This is a genomic window from Mesorhizobium sp. EU05-FHT14A09, assembly GCF_058790995.1.
The window spans coordinates 101,442-123,684 of the sequence record NZ_JBYTDF010000002.1; the positions used below are offsets into that span (position 1 = coordinate 101,442).

A 22,243-nucleotide genomic window follows, 5' to 3' on the forward strand; every position below is an offset into this window, starting at 1 on the left:
CGAGCTGCAACCAATCTCATATCTCTCCGATGGCCGTTTTCTTTCTCATCGGGTTGTCGGATTGGCTGCTCGAAGGCTGGGCCGACCAGGGCTGCGATGGACGATCGTATCTCTGGCGATCACGCCATTTATTGCAGCGATAATTCTCTGGTGGCTCGGTCGGCAATCCGAAGAGCGGGCGGGCGAGAGTGAGGCTTTGGAGCCATATCCAAATCAGGCCGAGATTCGTCACCGAGACATCCACAGCCCGTCTCGCGGCACCTGACTTCTCCGACGCGTTGCGCAGTCGGCAAAACTTCAGGATTCTCCGAGATTTCCGTGCAGGCGTTTCTTCCTGAGAAGGGGCTCTACAATCCACCCCCTGCCCTCAAGCGCTTCGTTGCGAACCTGTTCGAGCCCGTCGATGATCTCCCGCAGCCTGCCGGAAACCAGCATGTCGTCTGGCATGCCTGCATAGAGGGTCCAATGCACGTCGTTCTGCCCGACGACGGTGTCCGGTGCCGCGACAGCAGGCTGCATGAACACGATGGTGTCGGCGTTGTTGGGGAAGCCTCCCGCGATCGAGCGCCCGGTCGCGGTCAGGATCGATCGGCCGACATTGCAGAGCGCCACCTTATGCGCCGTCGTCAGCACCTGGATGCCGCTGTTGCCTGGGATCACTTCATAGTCGAGTTCGAAATCTCCCGACGATCGCAGTCGCTGCAGGATGCGTCTCACCGTTTCGTTCAACGGGAACCCGCTCCAGACGAGGAACGCCCCGCATTCGGAAGCATCCGCTTCCTCGAAGGACAGACCGGCGTGCTGGAAGCCGCCGACCGGTTCTCCGTCGCCATCCTTGCGGTACGGCTCCTTGTAGGACGCCGTGCGGAACGGCCGGTTCCGCACATAGAGTTCGACGATCTCCGCTCGAAAGCGTTCAGGGTCCTTCAATCTTCTGTCGCGGCCTTTGCCGGCGCTTTTATCGGGGGCCTCGCCGGGATCGTGGTCCGGGATAAAAAACAGAGTCACATGGCCGCGGACGTTAATTACCTGAACCGTCACGAAATCCGGATTGCCGGCCCCGATCGCGACGATGAGGACCTTGCGCCTCATTGCCGGATCGCCGCCCCCGGGATGACCGACCCTTGCAGGGCTTCGAAGAGCTCGACGAGCCGGCGTGGTCCTGGATGGTCTCCCTGGTATCCCCGCAATCTGGCGATCTCGATCTTCGCAGCTGCAGCGAGGTCCGTCCCGACAGGTTGCGTGACCAGCCAGGAAAGGAACACATCTTCCGGCTGCGGCAGGGCTGGCGATTGTCCGGCGATGTGCCGTGGCTCGACGTTCAGTCCCATGCCAGCGCCCCACCGTTCTGGTACTCGATGACACGGGTCTCGAAGAAGTTTTTCTCCTTCTTCAGGTCCATCGCCTCGGACATCCAGGGAAACGGATTTTCGGTTTCCGCAAACACCGGCAGAAGACCGAGCTGTGCGCAGCGCCGGTTGGCGATGAAATGCATGTACTGCTCGCAGAGTGCCGCGTTCAGCCCGAGGAACCCCCTCGGCATGGTGTCGCGGCCGTATGAGGCCTCCAGTCCCGCGGCATCCGCGATCATGCCGCGCACCTCTTCCTGGAACGCCTTCGTCCACAGATGCGGGTTTTCGATCTTGATCTGGTTGATGACGTCGATGCCGAAATTGAGATGAATCGACTCGTCGCGCAGGATGTACTGGTACTGCTCGGCGATGCCGACCATCTTGTTGCGCCGGCCGAGCGACAGGATCTGCGCGAAGCCGGTATAAAACCACATGCCTTCGAAGATGACGTAGAAGGCAACGAGATCGCGCAGGAAGGCCTGGTCCGTTTCCAGCGTGCCGGTCTGGAAATCCGGATCGTCGAGATGCTGCGTATGTTTCAACGCCCACGCAGCCTTGTCGGTGATCGACGGCACCTCGCGATACATGTTGAACAGCTCGCCTTCGTCCAGCGACAGGCTTTCGACGATGTACTGGAAGGTGTGGGTGTGGATAGCCTCTTCGAAAGCCTGGCGCAGCAGATACTGGCGGCATTCGGGGTTGGTGAGATGCCGGTAGATGGCCAGCACGATATTGTTGGCGACGAGCGATTCCGAGGCGGCAAAGAAGCCGAGATTGCGCTTGATCATGCGCCGCTCGTCGTCGGTGAGGCCGTCCTTTGACTTCCACAGCGCGATGTCGGTCTGCATCGACACTTCAGTCGGCATCCAGTGATTGTTGCAGCCGGAGAGATATTTCTCCCACGCCCAGCGATATTTGAGCGGCAGCAACTGATTGACGTCGGCGCGCGCGTTGATCATGCGTTTTTCGTCGACGGAAACGCGGGCACCACTGCGATCGATCTCGCCAAGGCCGGTGGCGGCGGCGGATGTCAGGTCGGGCGCGAGATCGATGACGACTTCGGGTTGGGTCTTTAAAGCCTGGGGTTCGGACCAATCGAGCATCTTGTTGTCTCCTTCTTTTTGTTTGCCGCTCACTGACAGGCTTCGCATTCCGGATCGTCGATGGCGCAGGCCTTGCCCCAGGCGGCATCGGCATTGACGACGATCGGCTGGGCGGCCGGTGGTGCTGCGGCCACGACCGCAGAAACGGCGTTGAGCTTGCCGTCAGTGCCTTTCAGCGTCGACTTCTCGACATGCGTGGCCGAGCGCGAGCGCAAGTAGTAGGTCGTCTTCAAACCCTTGCGCCAAGCCAGGCGATAGAGTTCGTCGAGTTTCTTGCCAGACGGGTTGGCGATGTAGAGGTTGAGCGACTGCGCCTGGTCGATCCATTTCTGCCGGCGCGAGGCGGCATCGATCAGCCAGGACGAGTCGATCTCGAAGGCGGTCGCGTAGAGTGCCTTGACGTCATCCGGCACCCTGTCGATCTGGCCAAGCGAGCCGTCGAAATATTTGAGGTCGGAGATCATCACCTCGTCCCACAGGCCGCGCGCCTTGAGATCATGCACGAGTTGCGCGTTCACCACGGTGAAGTCGCCCGACATGTTCGATTTGACGAAGAGGTTCTGGTAGCCGGGCTCGATCGACTGCGAAACGCCGCAGATGTTGGAAATGGTCGCGGTCGGCGCGATCGCCATGCAGTTCGAGTTGCGCATGCCGGTTTTCTTGACCCGCTTGCGCAACGCCTCCCAGTCGAGCGTGGAAGACGCGTCCATCTCCACGCCGGGCCGCGCCTTTTCGAGCAAGGCAATGGAGTCGATCGGCAAAATACCCTTCGACCACAGCGATCCGTCATAACTTGGATAACGGCCACGCTCGGCGGCGAGGCCGACCGACGCCGAGATGGCCTGATAGCTGATCGCCTCCATGCTGGCATCGGCGAAGGCGATCGCCTCATCCGAGGCATAGGGAATGCGCAGGAGCTGAAGCGCATCCTGGAAACCCATCAGCCCCAGCCCTACCGGCCGGTGGCGCAGGTTGGAACGTCGCGCCTCGGGGATGGTGTAGAAATTGATGTCGACGACATTGTCGAGCATGCGCATGGCAACAGTGACGGTCCTTGCCAGGCGATCGAGGTCGAGCCCCTTCTCCGTGATGTGATTGACGAGGTTGATGGAGCCGAGATTGCAGACAGCGACCTCGTCCTTCGACGTGTTCAGTGTGATCTCGGTGCACAGGTTGGACGAATGCACCACGCCGACATGGCCTTGTGGCGAGCGGATGTTGCAGGGATCCTTGAAGGTGATCCAGGGATGACCCGTCTCGAACAGCATGGTCAGCATCTTGCGCCAGAGATCGACCGCGCGGACCTTGCGGAACACCCTGATCCCACCCGCGGCTGCCTTCGCTTCACAGGCCTCATAGGCCTGCCGGAAGGCGGAGCCGTAGAGATCGTGCAGGTCGGCCGTTTCGTCGGGTGAGAACAGCGTCCATTCGCCATTGGCCTCGACCCGTTCCATGAACAGGTCCGGCACCCAGTTGGCGGTGTTCATGTCATGCGTGCGGCGGCGATCGTCACCTGTATTCTTGCGCAGGTCGAGGAACTCCTCGATGTCGACATGCCAGGTCTCCAGATAAGCGCAGACCGCACCCTTGCGCTTGCCACCCTGGTTGACGGCGATGGCGGTGTCATTCGCCACCTTCAGGAACGGCACAACGCCCTGGCTCTCGCCATTGGTGCCCTTGATATGAGCGCCAAGGCCGCGAACCGGCGTCCAGTCATTGCCGAGGCCGCCGGAATATTTAGCCAGCAGCGCATTGTCCTTGACCGCCTTGAAGATACCGTCGAGGTCGTCGGCGACAGTGGTCAGGAAGCAAGACGACAGCTGCGGTCGCAGCGTGCCGGAATTGAACAGCGTCGGCGTCGAGGCCATGAAGTCGAAGGACGACAGCAGGTCATAGAATTCGATGGCCCTCGCCTCGCGATCGATTTCGCGCACTGCAAGCCCCATCGCAACCCGCATGAAAAAGGCCTGCGGCAGTTCGAAACGTCTGCCCGTGGTGTGCAGGAAGTAGCGGTCGTACAGCGTCTGCAGTCCAAGATACTGAAATTGCAGGTCGCGCTCAGGCTTCAGCGCCGCGCCCAGCCGCGCGAGGTCGAAACGACCGAGTTCTGGATCGATCAATTCGGCGTCGATGCCTGTCGTGACGAATTCAGCGAAATAGGATGCATAACGCGTGCCCATCTCGGCCTGCGTTGCCTGCTCGCCGCGCCCGGTGACGAAACTCAAGGCCTCGCGACGCAGGCGGTCGAGCAACAGGCGGGCCGAGACGAAAGCGTAATTCGGTTCGGTCTCAATGAGCGTGCGCGCTGCCAGGATCGGCGCCAAGGACAACTCATCCAGCGTGATGCCGTCATAGAGATTGCGGCGTGCCTCGGTGAGAATGGCATCCGGCGAAACGGCCTCCAGACCGGCGCAGGCCTCCTCGACGACGCGCGAGAATCGCGCCTCGTCAAGCGGTGCGAGAACTCCATCCTCGCGCTTCACATGGAGCGAGGCGCTCGGCGTTTCCGCATCCGTCTTTTCCGCCAGGCGCTCGCGCGCCCGCTCGGCGCGATAGAGCACATAGGCGCGCGCAACCTTGTGGTGTTCGCCGCGCATCAGCGCGAGTTCGACCTGATCCTGGATCTCCTCGATGTGGAAGGTGCGACCGGCCTCGAAGCGCCTTGTCAACGCCGCGACCACCTGCGCGGCCAGGTCCTCGACGACATCGTGCACACGCCGCGAGCCTGCTGCGGTCGAACCCTCGACCGCGAGGAAAGCCTTGGTCAAAGCCACCACGATCTTCGTCGCGTCGAACGGCGTCACGGCGCCATTGCGGCGTATCACCTTGTAGCCAGGCTCGGCCGCGGGCGTGCCCCGGCTTTCAACAACGGCGCTTTCGGCAAGCGGCGAAGCCTGGAAGGCTCCATTCGTGGTGAATACTGCAGTCGTGGCCATATCATCCCCGTGGCGCTGTGGACGGGGAATTCGGGGAACGCAGTGGCGATTTCGGACGCGACGATGCCCGGGCCAAGCGCACCTCCGGGACACCCCGCCCGAGGTTCGTTCAAATCCGTCGCGGCAGGTCTCCTGGCTCGCAGGTCGTCGCCCTTGTCGGCCTTCCCGGTGCGTTACGGCACCAGTGGCATTCTTCGACGCGGGCTCACTGCTTACAGTTGCGGGGGCAGCACCGGCTTTGCACCGGCTTCCCTCTTAGCTCCCGAACCAGACGACTCGGGAGAACCTCGACTTCGATATCTGGTATAGAATGCCAGCAGCATGTCAACAACTGGTAGCAGAAGCAGGCCATCCAAGGCATTCTCGGCCCGGCGCAGTGGATATCCTGTGGGCAATTTCACTGGCCTCTATCATCGCAACCGCTCAACGGTCCGGTTCAGACCGGGTTGCGGCGGCGGGATGGGCTTGGCGGCGGTACTTCAGCCTGCTCCATGTCACAGCTGTCGATGGCGCTTGCGATGTGGCTTACCGCAATTCATTATGTCCTTGAAATGATGCGAGCTTCGGCCGCCTGGCGCTAAGATGCAATCGACACGCATTGGCTTCGCAAGCTGAACAGTAGCCCGTGCGAAAAGTGAACCGCGCACCACCAATGGCCGAGAAGATGCATTTAGGACTGACGGCCGTCGACACGGCCCCCCTGCACGAGAAAGTCTACCTCGAACTGGTCCGCACACTGATGTCGGGCCAGTTCGCACCGGGTCAGAAGTTGACGTCACGAAAGGTCGCGAAAGAACTGGGAACGAGCGACATGCCGGTTCGCAGCGCCTTCATGCGCCTGCAGGCTCTGAAGGTTCTGTCGCCCCTGCCCAACGGCAGCATGGAAGTGCCCACCATGTCCGCCGAGCGGTTTTCGCAGTTGACGGCAACACGTACTCTTCTGGAGGGGGCAGCCACGGAACTCGCCGCTCAGCGTATCAATGGCAATGCACTACGCACGATACGCCGTCATTGCGCAGACTTGACGGCGGCGGCGCAGGCCGGAGACATCAACGACTACCTGCGCAAGAACTACGCTTTCAAATTTTCGATCTATCGGTACAGCGGCAACGATCAGATGATCTTCCTGATCGAGACCGTGTGGATGCAGGTTGGGCCGTTCCTGCGCAATCTGGCCCGCGGGTTCGAGAACAATTTAGCCTCGATCCTGGAGATCGATTACCATGACGAAGTTGTCGCGGCGATCGCCGAACACGACGGCGCCCGTGCCCGCGTCGCTATCGTCCGGGATATCAGCGACGGCTATCAGCACCTGCTGAGGCACGCTCCATTTCCGAATGCTTAGGCTTGCCGTCCCCACCTTCTTCAGGCTGGCTTTCCCTCGACGGCAGCAACCGGTCGCTGCATGAACACGGCAGCCGCGAGCAATGAACAAACACCGAGCACCGCGGTTGCGCCAGCCAGCGCCGGTATGCCGATATTCTCGATGACAAGCCCCCCGACCCAACTGCCCGTTCCTATGCCGACATAGATGAGTGAGCTGTTGGCGGCCAGGACGACGTTCGACATGCCGCTGGCATGAGCGAGCAAGCGATGCTGGATCGGAACGAGATACATGTAACTGACAATCCCCCACAGGAAAGCGACGGCAACGGCCAGTGGCGCATTGTTCCGCAGGACAACCAATGCCACCAACAGCGCGGTTTGCACTGCGACTGCCGCAATCAACACCACCGTTGGTCCTGCTTTGTCGGTAAGCATTCCGGTCGCAATGTTACCGAGCACTGCTCCAACTCCATAAGCGAGTAGAACTGCCGGCAAGATTGGGGTGCCGTCATAGGCCGTGTCGGCCAGCAGAAGGCTCACATAGGAATACACGATGAACTCTGCGATCACGACAAACAGGGTCACCGACAGAAGCCCGTAGACGGCGGCGGGAAGTGATCGCCAATCTCCCCGGCCCTCCGGCTTGCCTTGAATGGAAGGCTGGCCGGACAGAAGCGCGGCAAGCATCACGGTTGCCAGAAAGCCAAAGAAGACGACGAAAAAGAACGAAAAACGCCAGGATAGGGCCGTAGCAATCCATGACGTCAATGGAACACCGATCGCCTGCGAAACAGTCATCCCGCCGAAGATGAACGACAGCGCCACCCCCTTGCGGTCCGGTGGCAGCAGTTCGGTTGCCAATGCGGTTGCCGCCGGAGTGAACATGGCAGCGCCATAGGCGGAAGCGATACGACCGACGATCAACACGGCAAAATTTGGGGCAAACCCGCAGACCAGATTGGCTGCGGCAAACAGGCCAACCGCAAGGATCAAGACATTGCGCCGGCTCCACCGACGAAACATCCAGGCGTTCAAAGGCGCGAAGACCGCGTAGCAGAACGCGTAGCTCGACACGATCCATCCAGCCGCCGCCGGGGCGATCGCAAGCTCCTTCATTACCGCATCGAGCGCTCCCAGAGCGACATAGGCATCCAGCCCCACGGCAAAAGCACCAAGGGTGAGCGCCACAAGCAAGACTCGATGGCGCGTTCGCGTTGCTTGCTCGGCAAATGCTGAACACAAGATTTCTTCTCCGCCCCGGAAATCAAACGGCGAATGCCAACAAGAAATAAAAATGTCAACAAGCTCATCATAAATTCAGAAAATACATTAAACTCATTTCAAATATTGGAATATATAATTGATAATTATTTCAGGAATTGAAATTCCACCCCAACAACCCTATCTGGGAACACGGACCGCGGACGCACAACATCGAACCCTCTAAGGCTCCGTTTATCTGCCGCAGTGACTTCCTCTTAAGAGTCTGGCATCTGAACGCCATGGGAGCCATGCGGGACATCTTCAGGGACAGGCTGACGGCCACCGCCGTCGCAGCCATGCTTGTCTACCTGTTCCTGCTGCAGGCCTTCGTGGCAGGCATGACGCAAGGCGCGATGGCTGCCGCTGCGGCCGACCCGCTGCATGTCATCTGCACAACCGACGGCGCAGGTTCTCCATCCGATCCAGCCGGACCGATGGGAAAGGGCAGCACCTGCCCCTGCGCAGCATTGTGCAGCATCCCCGGACTGGCTGCCCCGGCCGTCGTGGCCGCACAAGACCAGGTCTATCTGACGGCAACCCGCCCCGAGCCTGTCCCGCCGCAACGGACATCAGACCCGTTCAGGCCGTCGCTGCGTGGCTTCGTTCCAGGTCCCCGGGCGCCACCTCTCCTATCCTGACCACATCGCTCGAACATGACAGGCCATGCCCGTCGTGTCCCTCACCATGTCAGGAGAAACCTCATGTCCGAACTCACCATCGGGCGGGAGTCCGCAGGCATTGCCGCGCGCTCCGCGTCCGACCTCTATCGCGCCGTCTGGCGCTGGCATTTTTATGCAGGTCTACTCGTCCTGCCTTTCATGATCACGCTCGCGATCACAGGCGCTCTCTACCTCTTCAAAGACGAGATTGACGCGGTCATCCATTCCGATCTCAAGCGTGTCGAGATCCAGCAAGGCATGGCAAAAGTGCAGCCGTCGGCAATCGTCGGTGCCGCCGTCGCGTCCTATCCTGGAACTGCCGTCAAGTTCACCGATCCGGCCTCTTCGGAGAGTTCCGCCGAAATCACCGTCGAAACCGCCGATCAGGGCAAACTGGCGGTCTATGTCGATCCCTACACCGGCAAGGTGCTTGGTGCCCTGCCCGATCGCGGCACGGTGATGTGGACCATCCGCTACCTGCACAGCCTCAAATATTTCGGTTCGTTCGCGCGCATGCTTATCGAGGTCGCCGGCGGATGGTCGATCCTGCTTGTCGGAACCGGAATCTATCTGTGGTGGCCCAGGCGCCAGACGGGCGGCGTGGTGAGCGTAAGGGGGACGCCGCGTCGCCGTGTCTTCTGGCGGGACACGCACGCGGTGACCGGCATCTTCGTCGGCTCATTCATCGTGTTCCTGGCGGTCACCGGCATGCCCTGGTCTGGCGTCTGGGGCGCCAAGGTCAACGACTGGGTGAACGGCAACAACTATGGTTATCCGAACGGCGTCTGGACCGGTGTTCCAATGTCGGACGAACATGCCAACCACATCGCCCAGATGTCCTGGTCCCTCGAACAGGCCATGGTGCCGCAATCATCAGGACAGGACGGCGAGGCGAAACCGGTCAGTCTGGATGAGGCGGTGGTCACCTTTGAGAAGCTTGGCCTGCACAGGGGGTATGCGGTCAACCTTCCAGCCGATTCATCCGGCGTCTACACCGGCTCGGTCTTTCCCGACGATCTTGCGAGCCAGCGCGTCATCCATCTCGACCAGTATTCCGGCAAGCCGCTGATCGATGTCAGTTATGCCGACTACGGTCCGTTTGCCAAGGCGATCGAATGGGGCATCAGCGTTCATATGGGCCAGCAGTTCGGCCTCGTGAACCAGCTGATCCTGCTCGCCGCCTGCCTCGCCATCGTCATGCTTGCCGTCTCGGCGGCCGTCATGTGGTGGAAACGGCGGCCATCGGGATCGCTCGGCGTCCCGCCTCTGCCAGGAGACAAGCGCGTGTTCCGCGGCCTGCTTGCCATCTTGGTCATCGGCGGCCTCATCTTCCCGCTGGTTGGAATTTCGCTGGTGGCGATGCTGGCATTGGACTGGACGTATTCCAGGATACGCCGACGGAAAACAGTTTGATCCATCCGTTGGGGCGCATGTGAATTCCGCCTGCGCCCCGCTTGAGGCTAAGCATCATCTCATGCAGTGGGCGTACGAGCGTTCCGCCAGGTAGCTTCGCCGAGAAAAGCAATTCCAATTAGATCCGACTGAACCGAATTAGCTTGTCATAACTGGCTTTAATTTCAGGATTTCATTTCGCGCAATCGCCCTTAAGTTTACTATCCTTATGGACTTAAGGGAGGAGCCATCGATGATCGAGCGTTCGCGCAATTCCGTCATCATCATTGGCGGCGGCGCCAGTGGCGTTATCCTGGCGGCGCATCTGCTGCGTTCAAACGATCCAGGCCTGCGTGTCACCCTGGTCGAGCGGCGCGACAGCTTCGGCAAAGGCATGGCGTACTCCGCCCTCTTGCCCGATCACCTGCTCAACGTTGCCGCGACCAACATGAGCGCTTACCCCGACGACCCGTCCCACTACTGGCGCTGGCTTCAGGAAAAGCAGCTTGTCCCGAGCGAAACTGGTCCCGTCTATACGCCGCGCAGCACGTATGGCCGCTATCTCCAGGAGATACTCGAAGGTCTCGCCGAGCGTGAGCGCACCACGGGACGCCTGCGTCTGATACGGCAGGAGTGCGTTGGCGTAGTGCCAACACCGGCCGGCGTCGAGGCTCGATTGGCCGATGGTAGCAGCCTGGTTGGCCATATAGCTGTCCTGGCGACTGGGCACGATCAGGAGCCTGCGCCCGATCAGAACTTCGCCGTCCGTTTAGGGTCTGGCGACGACACGCCATTGGACCCGGAGGCGCCGGTGCTCATCCTTGGCACCGGGCTGAGCATGGTGGATGCCTGGCTGAGCCTCGAACATCGCGGGCACAGAGGGGAGATAACGGCCGTGTCGCGGCGCGGATTGCTGCCTTGGCCACATCAAAAAGGCAACCCGATCAAGCTGGACAGCGCCGATATCCCGCTCGGCACGGAACTGTCCTACTTCGTGGACTGGTTCCATAAGCTCGTGCGCGAGACGGAAAAGGCGGGCGGCAACTGGCGCGACGTTGTCGACGGCTTGCGGCCTTTCAACCAGCGCATCTGGCAAAACTGGCCATCGACCGCAAAACGCCGCTTCCTGGAACACACCAAGGCATGGTGGGACATCCACCGTCACCGTATGCCCCCGCAGATCCACGCCCGCGTGAACCACGCGGTTCGCTCCGGCCGGCTGAAGCTGCTTGCCGCGCGCATCCTCGGTACGGCCTCCGACGATGGCGACAAGCTGGTGAAACTCCTGCCGCGACGCGCGCGAGAGAGCGAGACCCTGCGAGTAGCCCGAGTCTACGACTGCACCGGCATCGTGAAAGACGTTTCGACCGGCTCGGTCGCGGTGATCCGCTCGCTGACCGATCGAGGTCTTGCCCGACCCGACCCACTGCGGCTTGGCCTCGACGTGACCCTGGATTGTGCGGTGATCGATCGCAATGGCAACGCGTCCGATCGTCTCTTTGCCGTCGGCCCCCTCACCCGCGGAACATTCTTCGAGATCGACGCCGTGCCCGACATCCGCAATCAGACCGCCAGACTGGCTGGACAACTGACTCAGCATGCAGTGCCGGGATTCCGCTAGGCTCTAAACACACGGCCAAAGAACGCACGCAAATCAAAAGCGGCGCGAACCTTGATTCGCGCCGCCATCGATGGGTCTTCTACGGAGCTAGTAGCTTCGAACCGGCACCATATCGAAGCGGCCTGCCGCGACACCGGCACTCGCCGCCCATGCAGCTTCGCGCCGCGACGACGAATTCTGCACGAAAGACGCAACATGTTCGAACGCGTCAAGGTCCTCCATCGTCCCAATCCCCTTGACCATGAATTCCGAGACGCCAGCGTCGACGAAACCGAGCAACTGCAGAGCAGCCTGGGCAGGCTGCCGCGAGAGAACCACCTGGCCTGAGGCTCCGGATTCCCGGCCTGCCACATCAAAGACAACCGGCAATGCGAACCGAACCTTGCCTTGCCGGCCATGCCGGCCAGCGGCAGAACGAACACGGCTCGCCAGCAAACGGGCTTCGTCCGGCGATACGGCAGCAAGCTCGAAGACGTCGGCGTGTTTTCCCGCAACGTTCAAAGCCGTTCCTGACAATCCACTCATGCGAACAGGTACAGCGATGCCACGCGCGCCCTTGCGCGGCACGAAGCCGCCAACAACGCTGTAGAAAGGTCCCTCATGATCGATCGGTTTCTCATTTGCCCACAGGCGCTTGAGAAGCGTCAGATACTCGTCGATGCGTCGCCAGAAAGCGATGTGGCTCGGCTGCTGGTCTGTGTCGACGAGCCCACGCGCCGGCACACGCAACGCAATCCGACCGTTGCGCCGAAGCTGCAGGGTCGCCAGCCGACGAGCCGCGGTGACTGGATCGAGTTCGCCAGCATCATGGGTCAGCACGATCTGCTGCGCTTCGATCTCGCTCGCAAAAGCGAGGTCGGATCCCTCAAGCGTCCTGCTGCGCTGGTCGGATAGCCAGGATCGAAAGCCGGCACGCCACACCAGGGCAGGCGTAACCCGGCTTCCAGGAACATGTCCTTTAGACGCGACATGTGGTTGATCGGCAATTGCAGGGGATACAAAAGTGAACACAACGCTCATCACAACTTCTCCCTTGTTGTGGTGGACAGGCTGGCGGTTCAACTCCTCTGGAAATGGCAGGCGATCACGTCGCCCGCGTCAACTCAGGGCACGAGCCCAAAGATGAAAGCGCTTGCGAACAGGAACGAGACGGCAAAGACTGCATAAGGCAGCAAAGCGCCGGCATTGCCGGCGGGCGACACCGAAATACCACGGTCGCGGAACTTTCGCGCACCAGCCTGGGTCAGGAAATTCGCCATTGCGTCCTCCATTTCCCATTAGTCTATAAACTCAGTAGATTTTGTCGATTGCTATTTTCGAGATTGAATTGGGATGGCTTTCTCAAAAACACGCGCGATATCGAAATCCATTCCCAGCACAATGCCATCAGCAGATGCGGGCGCTGCAACCGCAGGCTTGTCGGCGTTGTGGAGCCCCCAACGATATCCGGCGCGAATATCCTAGCGTAACACGGCTGATTTTCGTATCACTCCGCCGCGCCCAAAAGGTGGCGCGATGCCCATGGAAAGCCTCAGATGTTTGAAGACCTGCAGCCAGCGCCAACAGACAAGATTCTCGCCCTGATCGGGCTCTACCGCGCCGATCCGCGTAACGACAAAGTCGATCTCGGCGTGGGAGTCTACAAGGATCGTAACGGCAAGACTGCGGTGATGCGGGCAGTGCGCGAGGCCGAGACGCGGCTTCTGCAGAGCCAGGACACCAAGACCTATCTCGGTCTCGCTGGTGACCTCGCCTTCAATGAAGTGATGGCCAGATTGGTTTTTGGCGAAGGTGCCGATCTTGCCCGCGTCCGCACGGCACAGGCGCCTGGCGGTTCCGGCGCACTGCGGCTTGCCGCCGAGCTGCTCAAGCGTACCCGGCCGGGTGCCACGATCTGGATTTCAAATCCGACCTGGCCGAACCATATCCCGATGATGCGGGAGGCTGGGCTCACCATTGCCGAGTATCCTTACTTCGATGCGGTGAGTGGCTTGGTCCGCTTCGACGACATGCTGGCAACGCTGAAGACCGCCAAGCCGGGCGACGCGGTGCTGCTGCATGGTTGCTGCCACAATCCGACCGGCGCCAACCTCACCATCGAACAGTGGGCAAAGGTTGCCGACCTTTTGGTGGAACGCGGCCTGTTGCCCTTCGTCGACATTGCCTATCAGGGCTTCGGAGAAGGTCTGGAGGCCGATGCTGCCGGCCTGCGCCTCATCGCCGGCAAGGTGCCTGAGATGCTGGTCGCCTCGAGCTGCTCCAAGAACTTCGCCGTCTATCGCGATCGCGTCGGCGCTGCGATGATCCTTGCCAAGAATGGCGCCGAAGCCGACATCGCGCTGAGCCACATGCTGGCGGCAGCACGCACGCTCTACTCGATGCCGCCGGATCATGGCGCTGCGGCGGTCCGTATCGTGCTGCAGGACAAGGAACTGCGCGCCGACTGGGAAGCTGAGCTCGAAGAAATGCGCCAGCGCATGCTGCGGCTGCGCGTCGCTTTTGCCGAGGCGCTGCGCCGGCAATCCAATTCGGACCGTTTCGACTTTGTTGCGGAACACCGCGGCATGTTCTCGCGCCTTGGCCTGACGGAAGCACAGGTCGATCGGCTTCGGACAGAACATGGCGTGTATATGGTCGGCGACAGCCGCATCAACGTGGCCGGCCTGCCCGAGGACGGCCTCGACAACCTCGCCAAGGCAATCGTTTCGGTCCTAGACTAACGCATGACCCCGAAAATCGGAATCGATTTTTGGAAAGGATCATGCGCCAAATCAAAATGTTAGAGCGTCCTCTACGCGTCCGACAGGACGTGCGACGCTCTAACAGGTTCGAAAAGTCAGAAAGCGCCACAGGCTCCCGAAGGGTCGCGAGACTGTGGACAAGAGGCCAATGCCCATTCGGCGGCATTGGCCGTTCAGCTCGATGCGAACTAGGCTCTGGCCATGAAGCCTTCCAAGGATATTTCCCGTCTCATCGAGATCATGGCGGCCCTGCGCGCACCCGTCACCGGCTGCCCCTGGGATATCGAACAGAATTTCTCGACCATCGCGCCCTATACGATCGAAGAGGCATACGAGGTGGCCGACGCCATCGCGCGCAATGATGTCGACAATCTGCGCGAAGAACTTGGCGACCTCTTGCTGCAGGTCGTCTACCACGCACAAATGGCTGATGAGCAAGGTGAGTTTGCCTTTGGCGATGTGGTCGAAGGCATCACCCGAAAGATGATTCGGCGGCACCCGCATGTCTTCGGCAATGAAGAAGCCCGCAGCGCCGGCATGGCCAAGGGCATGTGGGAGAAGATCAAGGCCGAGGAAAAGGCCGAACGCCGCGCCGAGCGGCTGGCGCGCGGACTGGATCCGGAAGATCACGGCAAGGGATTCCTGGATTCCGTGCCGGTTGCCCTGCCAGCGCTGACCAGAGCGCTCAAGCTGCAGGAAAAGGCCGCACGTGTGGGGTTCGACTGGAGCGAGGCCGAGCCGATTCTCGACAAGATCGAGGAAGAGATTGCCGAGTTGCGCGAGGCCCTGGCAAAGGGGGATACAGCCGCTATCAAGGACGAGTTCGGCGACACGCTGTTTGCCGTCGTCAATCTCGGACGACACCTCAAAGTCGATTCGGAGGCAGCGCTCGCCGGCACCAACGACAAGTTTCGCCAGCGTTTCCACTATGTGGAACGGGCACTTGAAACCTCTGGCAGCAATCTGGAAAAGGCGTCGCTCGACGAGATGGAAGCGCTTTGGCAGCAAGCCAAGAAACAGAAAGGCGAAACGCGCTAGAGCGTTCTGTTTTTGACGTAAGCGCGGAAACGCTCCAGATCCTTGGTTTACCCAATTCCGGACGGAAATCCGCTCAGTACTTGCCTTGGAGTTACTCTAGCGGCTCCACTCGGCGCGCTGGAGCACGACGCGGTATCCGTCCGGATCCTGAAAGGTGACGACAACTCTGTCCCAATAAGGATTGAATGACGGAACCGGGTCAAAACCCGCCGCTGCATGGATCTGACCGCATGCGTCCACGCCGTGGGGTCGGGAAGATAGAAGACGAGAAGGTGGTCTTCGGATGGTGCGCCGCCGGCGGCTTGGCCGTTCGCCCTAGTGAACTCCAGGTGGTAGGGCGCGTGCGGGTGCCCGACTATGATCCCATCAAAGCCGTCGTGATTGTCGGATGGCCTGGCCACCCGCATCGTCGGCCAGCCAGACATCTCAACCGCCTCTGCGATGCAGTCGGCCTTCGATCTCTTCGCGCGCGCTTTCCGTCGCCATTAATGATAGGGAAACGCTGCCGTCTTCGTTGTCGACGCGCCTTACCACATCACCGTTGCGGTAAAGCCAGTCGACCATGCCGAGCTGTGCCGGCTGCAGGGTTATCTCGACCGACTGCAACTCGCCCGACACCCGTGTTTCGATCAGCGCCTTGAGCGCGTCGATGCCCTCGCCCGTCACAGCCGAAATGGCGATCGGCGGACGTTTCGTGTCAGCGCTTTCAGACAGAAGACGTTCCCGATTGCCCTCGTCCAGCAGATCGATCTTGTTCCAGACCTCAACCACACGGTCGGCATTGGCCGCGTCCACGCCGAGGTCGCCCAGGATGCGCTCGACATCTTCTGCCTGTGCCGCAGTATCCGGGTCGGAAATGTCGCGCAGATGGATGACCAGATCCGCTTCCACGACCTCTTCGAGGGTCGCGCGGAACGCGGCGACAAGATGTGTCGGCAGGTCGGAAATGAAGCCCACGGTGTCTGAAAGGATGATAGGCGTGCCATGAGGCAGTCGCACCCGCCGCAGTGTCGGGTCGAGCGTCGCAAACAGCATGTCTTCCGCCAGCACGCCCGCGCCGGTCAGCTTGTTGAACAGCGTCGACTTTCCCGCATTGGTGTAACCGACGATCGCAACCACCGGAAAAGGCACTTTTTTTCGCTTGGCACGATGCAGGTCGCGCGTCCGACGCACCGTCTCCAGCTCGCGCTTCAACTTGATGATTTTCTCTTGCAGCGCACGCCGGTCCGCTTCAATCTGCGTTTCGCCCGGACCGCCGAGGAAGCCGGCGCCACCGCGCTGGCGTTCAAGGTGAGTCCAGGACCGCACCAGGCGGCCTTTCTGATAATTGAGATGCGCAAGCTCGACCTGCAGAGTGCCTTCCTTGGTGCGGGCACGCTCGCCGAAGATTTCAAGGATGAGGCCGGTCCGGTCCAGAACCTTGACGTTCAGTTCCTTCTCGAGGTTGCGCTGCTGCACAGGCGTCAACGGATGGTCGATGATCGCCAGTTCGGCGTGCTTGTCCTTGACCGCCTCCGCCAGCTCCGAAACCTTGCCCGACCCCAGCAATGTCGCCGGTCGCGGCTCCGCAACGATGGCGATCGATGTCTGGACGGGGTCGAGATCGATGGCACGCGTCAAGCCGACGGCTTCTTCCAACCGTGCCTCAGGTGAACGCGCCAACCGTACGCGGCCAGTGTCGTCCTCCTGCCTGCTGTGATTCGGCAAGACAGGCACGACGACAAGGGCACGGGTCGCTTCTCCGGAGCCCGCGCCCTCACTATTCACCGATTGCCCGCGGCCCTTTCGGCTCGCGTCGTTCTGCTTGGTCAATTAGCCGCCTTGGCTTTCCTCACCATCGAACATCTGAACCGGCTGGCTCGGCATGATCGTGGAAATGGCATGCTTGTAAACGAGCTGTGAGTGCCCGTCACGCCGCAGCAACACACAGAAATTGTCGAATGAGGTCACCACCCCGGTCAATTTCACGCCGTTGATGAGGAAGATTGTGAGTGGATTCTTGCTCTTGCGCACCGAGTTCAGGAACAGGTCCTGAAGATTTTGCGAACGCTCTGCCATTGTTCTTATCTTTCGCCGATCCCCTTCGGTATGCATGCCAATGCGCCAAAATACTCGGCATATGTCAAGCTTGCAGACATGCTTGTCGTGAACAACGACAAGTAGAACGAGATGTATTGATGTCCATTCCTGTTGTGCCGGTTATCAGGCCGGACTTTTTTCCGCAACGTCAAAAAACGCCTGCCGCAACGAAAGTGTTATTGAACCTGGATGACCATTCGCAACGGTTTGTCCGTCAATGGCCACCACCGGCATGGCGATCGTGGTCGCAGAACTGATGAATGCCTCACGCGCTTCCTTGGCCTCGGCAACGGAAAAACCGCGTTCTTCAATTTCCAGCCCGAGCTTCGCCGCGACGTCGAATATGGTTGTGCGGGTAATGCCGCGCAAGATCCCGTGGTCCGCCGGTCGCGTCACCAGGACACCGTCCTTGGTGACGATCCAGGCATTCGACGACCCGCCTTCCTTGACATAGTCGTTCTCGTCGACGAACCAGGCCTCCTGGGCGCCAGCTTCCTTGGCCTTCTGCTTCGCAAGCACGTTCGGCAGCAGGCCGACGGATTTGATGTCGACACGATCCCAGCGATTCTCCGGCACCGTGATGATCTTGATGCCGTCTTCGGCGCGCTTGGCCGCAAGCGCCGGGTTGACTTTCCGGGCGGTCACAACGAGCGACGACAGCGTGTCCGCTGGAAACAGGAAGTCTCGGCTGGCGACACCGCGCGTGACCTGCACATAAACCAATCCGTTGAAGACCTGGTTCCGCCTGACAACTTCGCGCAGCACGACCTCGAGCGGCTTCCTGCCGATCGGCCAGTCGATGCGAAGTTCGCGCAAGGAACGATCGAGCCGATCGAGATGACGCCTCATGTCCACGATGAAGCCGCGCGCGACCTCGCAGACCTCGTAGACGCCATCGGCAAACTGGTAGCCCCGATCCTCGATGTGCACAGCCGCGTCGCGATGAGCGACGTAGCGTCCGTTGACATAAGCAATGCGCGGCATGGCGAACCTTCTGAAATATCAGGCTTTCTTACGCGATTCCGATGATTGCGTATCGAACAAACACATGGTCCAGCCGCCCCGCAACGGCTGGTCAAACGCCAAGAGACTTGAGCTTTCGGTGCAGAGCGGAACGTTCCATGCCGATGAATTCGGCGGTCTTGGAGATATTGCCGCCGAAGCGATTGATCTGTGCGATCAGGTAATCCTTCTCGAACTGCTCGCGTGCCTCACGCAATGGCAGCGCCATGATGTGCTGGTCCGACTGGTTGGGGGTGCGTGGCATCACATCGCCGATTTCGGCCGGCAGCAGGTCCGCGGTGATCGGCGCCTCGACGTCATCGCCGCGCGCCAGGATCATCAGTCGCTCGATGTTGTTGCGCAGCTGGCGCACATTGCCTGGCCAGTTGTGCGCCTGAAGCACGGCCATCGCGTCGTCGCCGATGCGGCGCGCCTTGATGCCCGCCTGCCTCGATATCTGCTTGACGAAGGTGTCGACCAGATAGGGAATATCCTCGCGCCGTTCGGCAAGCCCGGGCACTGCCACCGGCACGACGGCAAGGCGATGATAGAGGTCCTCGCGGAAGCGCCCCTCCGCGATCATGGCTTCGAGGTTCTGCGCCGTCGAGGAGATGATGCGCACATCGACCTTGACGCGCTTGGTGCCGCCCACCCGCTCGAATTGTTGCTCGACCAGGACACGCAGGATCTTGTTTTGCGTTTCGCGCGGCATGTCGGCGACTTCATCGATGTAGAGAATGCCGCGGTGCGCTTCTTCCAGTGCTCCCACCTTGCGCTCGGTTCCGTTCGATTCGGTGCCGAACAGCTCGATCTCCATGCGCTCGGGCGTGATGTTGGCTGCACTCAACGTCACGAACGGGCCGCTCTTACGGGCAGAAAGGGCATGAATGGCTCGCGCGGCCAGTTCCTTGCCCGAGCCCGAGGGCCCCATGATCATGATGCGGCTGTTGGTCGGCGCCACGCGTTCGATGGTCTGTCGCAACTGGCTCATCGCCGACGACATGCCGATCAGGTCGAAAGTCTCACCGCTGCGCTGCTTCAGGTCGGAGACTTCGCGCCGCAGCTTTGACGTTTCCAGCGCCCGCTCTGCGACGAGGATCAGCCGGTCCGCCTTGAATGGCTTTTCGATGAAATCATACGCACCGCGACGAATGGCCGACACCGCCGTTTCGATGTTGCCGTGACCAGAGATCATCACCACCGGTAGATTGGGATGCAGGGTCTTGATCTCATCGAGCAACGCCAAGCCGTCCAGCCGCGAGCCCTGCAGCCAGATATCGAGGAAGATGAGACGCGGCGCACGGTCGGCGATTGCCGCAAGCGCGCTGTCGGCATCATGAGCCGTGCGGGTTTCGTGGCCTTCGTCGCTCAGGATACCCGCAACCAGTTCGCGGATGTCTTCTTCGTCGTCGACGATCAGAATATCAGACGCCATTACCGACCTTCTCAGTTTCTCGTTCGTTTTCCGCCGCTTCCCGGCCACGCTGTGCCGTACCCGAGGGAAGGACGATGCTGATCATGGCCCCTCGCCCGCCGTGGAAATTTGCAGGCGCATCATGCAATTCCAGCCGACCACCATGGTCTTCCACGATCTTTTTGACGATCGCGAGGCCAAGCCCGGTGCCTTTCTCGCGTGTCGTCATATACGGCTCGAGCAGTCGCCCCCGGTTTTCACGCGGGAGCCCCTTGCCATTGTCGATCACGTCGACACGGATCGAACCGTCAACCAGAGCGGCCTGGACGCGGATGACGCCTTTCTCACCCGGCGCCCGCTCAAGCCCTTCCATGGCCTCGGCTGCATTCTTGATGACGTTGCCGAACGCCTGCGACAGCAGGCGGTTGTCGAACGTCCCCTTGAGCGGCTCGTCGCCGAAGGCGCGCTCGAATGCGATATCCGAGCGGCTGACCTCCACAAGGAAGGATGCCTCGCGCAACGGCTCGCGCAAATCGATCGCTTTCATTTCCGGCTTCGGCATGCGCGCGAAGGATGAGAATTCATCGACCATGCGGCCGATATCCTCGACCTGGCGGATGATGGTGTCCGTGCATTGATCGAAGACTTCGCGGTCCTCTGTGATCACCTTGCCGTAACGGCGCCGGATTCGCTCGGCCGAAAGCTGGATTGGTGTGAGCGGATTCTTGATTTCATGAGCGATGCGCCGGGCGACGTCGGCCCATGCCGAGGTGCGCTGCGCGGTGACGAGATCGGTGATGTCATCCACAGTCACGACATAGGACTTCTCGCCCTCATAGGCTTCGTCCTGCTCTTCCTCGATCGTCACCTGGACGTTGAAGGTTCGCTCGGCACCGGCACGGAAGAAGGTTACCTGCTCACGATAGACCGGCTTGCCGGACTTGCGGCCGATTTCCAGCACGCGCCCGACATGAGGCAGAACCGCTGAGAGGTTCTTCCCCAGCGCGACCTCGGATGACATCGCCAGCATCGCTTCGGCCGACTTGTTGACGATGGTGATCGTGCCGAACGGATCGACGCCGATCACGCCTGAGGTGACGCCGGCCAGCACGGCTTCCGAAAACCGGAGGCGTTCGTCGGCAAGATCCTTGGCGGTCAGGATTTCATTGCGCTGGGATTTCAGCTCCAGCAGCATCTTGTTGAAGGTGTCGCCGAGATGAGCAACGTCGCCATCCGAATTTCGGACAGGCACCGAGGCGTCGAGATTGCCGGTTGCCACCTCGTCTGCCGCGCCGATGAGCTGGCGGATCGGGCGCACCAGACGGTCCGCCACCGCAATACCGGTCCAGATGGCGGAGAGAATGACGATGAGTGTCAGCGACATGTAGGGCAGCGCAAAGGCCACCTGCGAGAAGCCACGATTGGTTTCAAGCCCGCGATACTCGGCTGTATTTGCCCGCACGATTTCACGTGCCCTGATCACCTCGGGGTCGACGACGCGAATGGTGTAGAGGTAAAGCCCCTCGATTTCCTTGAGCTTGATGATGGCGCCCATGATGTTGCGCGTGCGCGGCTCGATTAGCAGCGGCTTGCCGTCTACAGCCTGCTTCACAGCACCGTCAGGCGGCCCGGGCATGGGGAAGTCGGCACCTGTCTTGGCGCTCATCACAAAGGAGCCGTCTTCCTTGACCAGCGCGGCATGCGCCAGGCCACGGCCAATCGCTTCCTTGTTCATAAGGTCAAGGAAGCCGCCCCGGTCGAGGCCGTACAGCGTGCGCGAGCTGTCCAGATCGTAGGCCATGGACAAGGTCGTGCCCTGCAGATTGCGGGCATTTTCCTGGACATAGGCTTCGGCAATCGAGAGCGACGAATTGATGATGGTCTTGGTGCGGATTTCGAACCAACGATCGAGACCGATGTTCAGCGTGATGGCTGCAATGATAGCCACCAGGATCGCCGGCACCGCCGCGACCAGCGCAAACATCAGCACGATGCGCACATGCAAACGCGACGCGGCCTTGCCGACGCGACGCGCCATGATGATTCGCCTCGCTTCGCGGGCAACCAGTGCAACAAGGAAAAAAATGAAAAGCGCATTGAGGCCGATCAGCCACAACGTGGTTGTCCGGTCCGGCGTAATCGGCGTCGCACCGACCAGAATTGCGAAGGAAACTGCAGCTGTCAGCAGCGCGCCGATAATCGCAACGATACCAGGCAGCGCCATCAGCCGCCTGGCCTCCTGCACACCGGATCTCCGAAACAATGGTCCGTTCAATGGTATGGCCTGCTCAGCCATTTCGCCGCTTGCTGTCATGGT

At 60.7% G+C, this 22,243-nt stretch carries 19 protein-coding genes, 1 pseudogene and 1 riboswitch; of the genes and pseudogenes, 6 read left to right on the top strand and 14 right to left on the bottom strand.

Annotated features, from left to right (window positions below):
* Positions 1-297: 297 nt before the first annotated feature.
* From AC3WTO_RS07810 to AC3WTO_RS07825, 4 genes are read right to left on the bottom strand one after another with little or no spacing between them, the layout of a single operon-like run.
* A complete protein-coding gene (locus AC3WTO_RS07810; RefSeq protein ID WP_492460143.1) occupies positions 298-1,092 on the bottom strand; it encodes an SAM-dependent methyltransferase in 795 nt (264 codons plus the stop codon).
* On the bottom strand, positions 1,089-1,331 hold the full coding sequence (locus AC3WTO_RS07815) for a hypothetical protein (protein WP_492460144.1): 243 nt from the start codon (positions 1,329-1,331) through the stop codon (positions 1,089-1,091). Before AC3WTO_RS07815 ends, AC3WTO_RS07810 begins: the two co-directional genes overlap by 4 nt.
* Complete coding sequence (locus AC3WTO_RS07820; RefSeq protein WP_492460145.1) at positions 1,322-2,455, bottom strand: ribonucleotide-diphosphate reductase subunit beta; 1,134 nt, start codon at positions 2,453-2,455, stop codon at positions 1,322-1,324. The genes AC3WTO_RS07815 and AC3WTO_RS07820 overlap by 10 nt, the downstream gene beginning before the upstream one ends.
* A gap of 29 nt (positions 2,456-2,484) precedes the next feature.
* Positions 2,485-5,391 (bottom strand): ribonucleoside-diphosphate reductase subunit alpha, encoded by a 2,907-nt coding sequence (locus tag AC3WTO_RS07825; RefSeq protein WP_492460146.1) that lies wholly within the window; start codon positions 5,389-5,391, stop codon positions 2,485-2,487.
* Between the two features lie 105 nt (positions 5,392-5,496).
* Positions 5,497-5,696: riboswitch (cobalamin riboswitch) on the bottom strand.
* A gap of 347 nt (positions 5,697-6,043) precedes the next feature.
* Between AC3WTO_RS07825 and AC3WTO_RS07830 the strand changes: the two genes are divergently transcribed.
* Positions 6,044-6,736 carry a GntR family transcriptional regulator gene (locus tag AC3WTO_RS07830; protein ID WP_492460147.1) on the top strand — a complete coding sequence of 231 codons (693 nt, stop codon included), beginning with the start codon at positions 6,044-6,046 and terminating at the stop codon, positions 6,734-6,736.
* Between the two features lie 20 nt (positions 6,737-6,756).
* On the opposite strand, the gene AC3WTO_RS07835 is transcribed toward AC3WTO_RS07830, so the two are convergent.
* The gene (locus AC3WTO_RS07835) at positions 6,757-7,905 is read right to left on the bottom strand and encodes an MFS transporter (RefSeq protein WP_492460148.1); all 1,149 of its coding nucleotides are present in this window, start codon (positions 7,903-7,905) and stop codon (positions 6,757-6,759) included.
* A 323-nt stretch (positions 7,906-8,228) separates the two neighbouring features.
* Between AC3WTO_RS07835 and AC3WTO_RS07840 the strand changes: the two genes are divergently transcribed.
* The 3 genes from AC3WTO_RS07840 (at position 8,229) to AC3WTO_RS07850 (ending at position 11,652) form a co-directional block, all read left to right on the top strand.
* Entirely contained in the window at positions 8,229-8,618 is a 390-nt protein-coding gene (locus tag AC3WTO_RS07840; RefSeq protein ID WP_492460149.1) for a DUF2946 family protein, read from the top strand.
* Between the two features lie 63 nt (positions 8,619-8,681).
* Positions 8,682-10,052, top strand: a complete 1,371-nt coding sequence (locus AC3WTO_RS07845; RefSeq protein ID WP_492460150.1) for a PepSY-associated TM helix domain-containing protein — start codon at positions 8,682-8,684, stop codon at positions 10,050-10,052.
* 232 nt (positions 10,053-10,284) lie between these two features.
* Positions 10,285-11,652 (top strand): FAD/NAD(P)-binding protein, encoded by a 1,368-nt coding sequence (locus AC3WTO_RS07850; RefSeq protein ID WP_492460151.1) that lies wholly within the window; start codon positions 10,285-10,287, stop codon positions 11,650-11,652.
* A gap of 87 nt (positions 11,653-11,739) precedes the next feature.
* On the opposite strand, the gene AC3WTO_RS07855 is transcribed toward AC3WTO_RS07850, so the two are convergent.
* Both AC3WTO_RS07855 and AC3WTO_RS07860 read right to left on the bottom strand, forming a co-directional pair.
* Positions 11,740-12,672 carry an LLM class flavin-dependent oxidoreductase gene (locus AC3WTO_RS07855; RefSeq protein WP_492460152.1) on the bottom strand — a complete coding sequence of 311 codons (933 nt, stop codon included), beginning with the start codon at positions 12,670-12,672 and terminating at the stop codon, positions 11,740-11,742.
* A gap of 83 nt (positions 12,673-12,755) precedes the next feature.
* Positions 12,756-12,911: a hypothetical protein gene (locus tag AC3WTO_RS07860; protein ID WP_492460153.1), complete on the bottom strand. Its 156-nt coding sequence runs from the start codon at positions 12,909-12,911 to the stop codon at positions 12,756-12,758.
* Positions 12,912-13,187: 276 nt separating this feature from the next.
* Here AC3WTO_RS07860 and AC3WTO_RS07865 point away from each other — a divergent pair, with 276 nt between their 5' ends.
* Together AC3WTO_RS07865 and mazG are read left to right on the top strand one after the other, a co-directional pair.
* Entirely contained in the window at positions 13,188-14,372 is a 1,185-nt protein-coding gene (locus AC3WTO_RS07865; RefSeq protein WP_492460155.1) for an amino acid aminotransferase, read from the top strand.
* Positions 14,373-14,594: 222 nt separating this feature from the next.
* Complete coding sequence (gene mazG / locus AC3WTO_RS07870; RefSeq protein ID WP_492460156.1) at positions 14,595-15,431, top strand: nucleoside triphosphate pyrophosphohydrolase; 837 nt, start codon at positions 14,595-14,597, stop codon at positions 15,429-15,431.
* Positions 15,432-15,527: 96 nt separating this feature from the next.
* On the opposite strand, the gene AC3WTO_RS07875 is transcribed toward mazG, so the two are convergent.
* From AC3WTO_RS07875 to AC3WTO_RS07905, 7 genes and pseudogenes are all read right to left on the bottom strand, one after another.
* Positions 15,528-15,671, bottom strand: a complete 144-nt coding sequence (locus AC3WTO_RS07875) for a hypothetical protein (RefSeq protein WP_492460157.1) — start codon at positions 15,669-15,671, stop codon at positions 15,528-15,530.
* A gap of 107 nt (positions 15,672-15,778) precedes the next feature.
* Positions 15,779-15,856 (bottom strand): annotated as a pseudogene (locus tag AC3WTO_RS07880) (hypothetical protein); the annotation flags it as partial.
* A gap of 1 nt (position 15,857) precedes the next feature.
* Complete coding sequence (gene hflX, locus AC3WTO_RS07885; RefSeq protein ID WP_492460158.1) at positions 15,858-17,198, bottom strand: GTPase HflX; 1,341 nt, start codon at positions 17,196-17,198, stop codon at positions 15,858-15,860.
* 45 nt (positions 17,199-17,243) lie between these two features.
* Complete coding sequence (gene hfq / locus AC3WTO_RS07890; protein ID WP_018428055.1) at positions 17,244-17,489, bottom strand: RNA chaperone Hfq; 246 nt, start codon at positions 17,487-17,489, stop codon at positions 17,244-17,246.
* Between the two features lie 144 nt (positions 17,490-17,633).
* Positions 17,634-18,494: a D-amino-acid transaminase gene (locus tag AC3WTO_RS07895; protein WP_492460159.1), complete on the bottom strand. Its 861-nt coding sequence runs from the start codon at positions 18,492-18,494 to the stop codon at positions 17,634-17,636.
* 91 nt (positions 18,495-18,585) lie between these two features.
* A complete protein-coding gene (gene ntrX, locus AC3WTO_RS07900) occupies positions 18,586-19,947 on the bottom strand; it encodes a nitrogen assimilation response regulator NtrX (protein ID WP_492460160.1) in 1,362 nt (453 codons plus the stop codon).
* Positions 19,937-22,222: a sensor histidine kinase NtrY-like gene (locus AC3WTO_RS07905; RefSeq protein WP_492460161.1), complete on the bottom strand. Its 2,286-nt coding sequence runs from the start codon at positions 22,220-22,222 to the stop codon at positions 19,937-19,939. The genes ntrX and AC3WTO_RS07905 overlap by 11 nt, the downstream gene beginning before the upstream one ends.
* Between the last annotated feature and the right edge of the window lie 21 nt (positions 22,223-22,243).

What these genes read in the sequence shown, in the direction of transcription:
- AC3WTO_RS07810 (WP_492460143.1), bottom strand. Translation starts at nt 1,092, where the DNA reads ATGAGGCGCAAGGTCCTCATCGTCGCGATCGGGGCCGGCAATCCGGAT.
- AC3WTO_RS07815 (WP_492460144.1), bottom strand. Translation starts at nt 1,331, where the DNA reads ATGGGACTGAACGTCGAGCCACGGCACATCGCCGGACAATCGCCAGCC.
- AC3WTO_RS07820 (WP_492460145.1), bottom strand. Translation starts at nt 2,455, where the DNA reads ATGCTCGATTGGTCCGAACCCCAGGCTTTAAAGACCCAACCCGAAGTC.
- AC3WTO_RS07825 (WP_492460146.1), bottom strand. Translation starts at nt 5,391, where the DNA reads ATGGCCACGACTGCAGTATTCACCACGAATGGAGCCTTCCAGGCTTCG.
- AC3WTO_RS07830 (WP_492460147.1), top strand. Translation starts at nt 6,044, where the DNA reads ATGGCCGAGAAGATGCATTTAGGACTGACGGCCGTCGACACGGCCCCC.
- AC3WTO_RS07840 (WP_492460149.1), top strand. Translation starts at nt 8,229, where the DNA reads ATGCGGGACATCTTCAGGGACAGGCTGACGGCCACCGCCGTCGCAGCC.
- AC3WTO_RS07845 (WP_492460150.1), top strand. Translation starts at nt 8,682, where the DNA reads ATGTCCGAACTCACCATCGGGCGGGAGTCCGCAGGCATTGCCGCGCGC.
- AC3WTO_RS07850 (WP_492460151.1), top strand. Translation starts at nt 10,285, where the DNA reads ATGATCGAGCGTTCGCGCAATTCCGTCATCATCATTGGCGGCGGCGCC.
- AC3WTO_RS07855 (WP_492460152.1), bottom strand. Translation starts at nt 12,672, where the DNA reads ATGAGCGTTGTGTTCACTTTTGTATCCCCTGCAATTGCCGATCAACCA.
- AC3WTO_RS07860 (WP_492460153.1), bottom strand. Translation starts at nt 12,911, where the DNA reads ATGGCGAATTTCCTGACCCAGGCTGGTGCGCGAAAGTTCCGCGACCGT.
- AC3WTO_RS07865 (WP_492460155.1), top strand. Translation starts at nt 13,188, where the DNA reads ATGTTTGAAGACCTGCAGCCAGCGCCAACAGACAAGATTCTCGCCCTG.
- mazG (WP_492460156.1), top strand. Translation starts at nt 14,595, where the DNA reads ATGAAGCCTTCCAAGGATATTTCCCGTCTCATCGAGATCATGGCGGCC.
- hfq (WP_018428055.1), bottom strand. Translation starts at nt 17,489, where the DNA reads ATGGCAGAGCGTTCGCAAAATCTTCAGGACCTGTTCCTGAACTCGGTG.
- AC3WTO_RS07895 (WP_492460159.1), bottom strand. Translation starts at nt 18,494, where the DNA reads ATGCCGCGCATTGCTTATGTCAACGGACGCTACGTCGCTCATCGCGAC.
- ntrX (WP_492460160.1), bottom strand. Translation starts at nt 19,947, where the DNA reads ATGGCGTCTGATATTCTGATCGTCGACGACGAAGAAGACATCCGCGAA.
- AC3WTO_RS07905 (WP_492460161.1), bottom strand. Translation starts at nt 22,222, where the DNA reads ATGGCTGAGCAGGCCATACCATTGAACGGACCATTGTTTCGGAGATCC.